Source organism: Proteus cibi (assembly GCF_003144405.1).
In the GTDB taxonomy this organism is placed as follows: domain Bacteria; phylum Pseudomonadota; class Gammaproteobacteria; order Enterobacterales; family Enterobacteriaceae; genus Proteus; species Proteus cibi.
In genome coordinates, this window is the sequence record NZ_PENW01000022.1 from 1 (window position 1) to 2,627 (window position 2,627).

General features: G+C 37.4%; 3 protein-coding genes. 1 reads left to right on the top strand and 2 read right to left on the bottom strand.

What is annotated here, in order from left to right; all coding sequences use genetic code 11:
• Positions 1–216: 216 nt before the first annotated feature.
• Complete coding sequence (locus DK865_RS13080; protein ID WP_194295204.1) at positions 217–441, top strand: DNA polymerase III subunit theta; 225 nt, start codon at positions 217–219, stop codon at positions 439–441.
• Positions 442–746: 305 nt separating this feature from the next.
• Here the strand turns inward: DK865_RS13080 and DK865_RS13085 are convergent, their stop codons facing one another.
• The gene (locus tag DK865_RS13085; RefSeq protein WP_109392122.1) at positions 747–1,952 is read right to left on the bottom strand and encodes a hypothetical protein; all 1,206 of its coding nucleotides are present in this window, start codon (positions 1,950–1,952) and stop codon (positions 747–749) included.
• Positions 1,953–2,112: 160 nt separating this feature from the next.
• Positions 2,113–2,627 (bottom strand): phage tail fiber protein (locus tag DK865_RS13090; RefSeq protein WP_456107121.1); only part of this gene is annotated, 515 nt, incomplete at its 5' end.

The following is a 2,627-nucleotide window of genomic DNA, read 5'->3' on the forward strand; positions in this document are numbered from 1 at the left end:
ATGGCGGAGGAGGAGAGAATAAAACAAAAGAAATAAAGCGTTGATTTATAAGTGTAAATTTAATAAGAATTATTCTTCTATACAAAATCCTATACAACCACGACTGATGCTAGATATTTTTTGAACAGTAAAAAAGAAAGGTGATACTTTTATACCACCTCCTCATTTTTAATTCCACACCCTGCTATACTCTACAAAAAACTAACCGGATCCATTATGAATCTCGCAAACCTAACTCAAGAAGAAAAAGATAAAATTAATGTCGATTTATCCGCAAGTGGTGTCGCATATAAAGAAAGACTCGGACTACAGTATGATCTGTACGAAACAGAAAACCAGCAGCCAGAGCACTTACACCCGTACTTCAGAGAGAGACTGGAACACTGCAGGGAGATCGGGAAGAGGTTTCCGCACTGGTTCGAGTATGAGAAGGAAGGTTAAGGCTTGTTCGTCAGCATCTTCTTAGAAAAAAGCCGGACACGAAGATAAACTCCAACATGTGAAATGAGTATACGTACAGAAAAAAACATCTCGCCTCTTTGTATTGCGAGGTGTAGTAATCCGCCGCGTGACCCAGCAAAACAAGGATGATAAGGAATAGCTTAACGTTATCAAACAGCGGGATGCGACCTTTCTGTATAGTGCTGATATTTGTAGTATCAGTCATCGTGATTGATTACTCATCATATGTATGGATTGTTTTGTGTTTATTTATCGCCGTACAGCCACTAAAAACAACGTCAATTCTATGTTGAATATTTAAATTTAACACTTTTAAGGTCATTTATAAATAATTTTGGCGTCCATCCTTTAGTTAATTCTGTTAAAAAATAATTATCTAACATATCAAGCGAGTATTGCTTTAGAAGCATTCCTCCAATCACGCCGATGGCTGGGTTGATAGTTGGATCAATTACACTGCCTAACTTATATCCCAAATACATCATTGTTGCACTTTTTATTGATTTTCCCCAAAATTTGTCAAATATGCCTTTAGGATTCTGATTGCTTTCTACATACATTCTCTGAATATCCAAAGGGTCAGTCGATTCGTTTATATTACTAATCCACTCTCTGAACTTTTCAGCATTTCTGCTTTTCCTTATCCTTAAGAGTTCATCCATTGGTTGCCCCATTAGACAAAATGCACTTTGTAAATCAGGAAAATTTTCAAATGTAAGAATTGATGACATTATGTTTGCTTTAGGCATGTTTTTTATTTTTGACAGTGTATCATCAAATAAAAAATTAATGTTGCTCGTCGGACTGGCCATAGCGTGCTTGGTAATAGCATATTTATAATCAAGTAAATCAGATGCACATTTTGCAAATATATCTTTTTCATAGTTAGTTAGTTGGTTAACGTCTCTTCCGTCCAGTGTTAACCCAACCTTCTTCAATTTTCCGCTTTTTAGGGCGGACTCAGCTTCATCTAGACAGCTTTCCTCTAAACCTATTGGTACCGCCACATAGGAGTCCCTTAATTTCTTTACCAACATTTTTGCTTCTCTACGCTTAATGCTGGCATCCATAGCGTCAGATTTCAAACTTAACTCTATCGATTGCTCTGGGTCTGAATATGGGTCACCTTGAAATCTTCCTAATGACGCGGGAAGTACGCCTGTAAAAGGATGATTAACAGCACAAATAAATGGGTTCCATAATGTAAAACTAATTGCATTATCATCTATTAATTCCTCCACTCCCCTTAATCCAATTTCATTAATCAGGAAGCATAACGGGGCATTTTCCCCTTCAACTTTGAAGTTTACTTCTTTGTGTAAAATGAAGCTTTCAAACAACGATGACTTTATTTCTTGGCGTTTTTTTATTGGGTCATCAACCTTTTTGGGACCAAACATTGCTGCCCCTTCAATTAGCCTTGGCTTTCGATAAAACTCATTAATCTCATTATTAAAAACAACACCATCAAGTTTACGATTAGATAACATTATTCATCTCTTAATACTTAGTGATAGTTTGGTAAATATACCTGTTTGCTACGAGATGTTATACAATTAACTACGCGACACATCTTCCGTATCTATACTCGTAGTCCAAAGACTCTATATAAAAAAAGAAAAAATATAACACACGATTATAATTTAGATTTCAACATGTAGTATATTCATTGGTACTCTGATTTTCTTCCGCTTTCTGCGCCTCTTCCATCTCACGCATTCTCACGTTATAGATTGATTGCTCTGGCATCTGTACACGCACGGAAATAAAACGACCATCAGGAATATCAATCGGGTCACCGTCATTGAAGCCGTCAATATCATTACGGGCAAATTTAGGCGCATTAGGATGAGTTCGGTGATACGTTCTCACGAGAATAGAACCGTCTTTGTTAACTTTAGAGTTAACCCAAATGAGTGGCTGTTTATTTACATCGAGTGGAATTTCAATACCTCCATCAACACCCCCCCATCCTGCATCTGAGTTAAAACCTAATACACCCTCGATAAGGTATTCGCCCTGAGCTACTCGAGTAACCGTAGCGCCCTCAGATTCGTCATTGGTTGTGAATGTGCCGTCAGAACTGATGTCGATGATAGGAGAGGCTTTTTTGTAGAATCCGTTAGAGTCTGGTTTAGCGTTACCCAAATGAAGCACTTCATAAG

Bases quoted from the DNA above. Each gene is read 5' to 3' on its own strand.
- DK865_RS13085 (WP_109392122.1), bottom strand. From the start codon at position 1,952: ATGTTATCTAATCGTAAACTTGATGGTGTTGTTTTTAATAATGAGATT.
- DK865_RS13080 (WP_194295204.1), top strand. From the start codon at position 217: ATGAATCTCGCAAACCTAACTCAAGAAGAAAAAGATAAAATTAATGTC.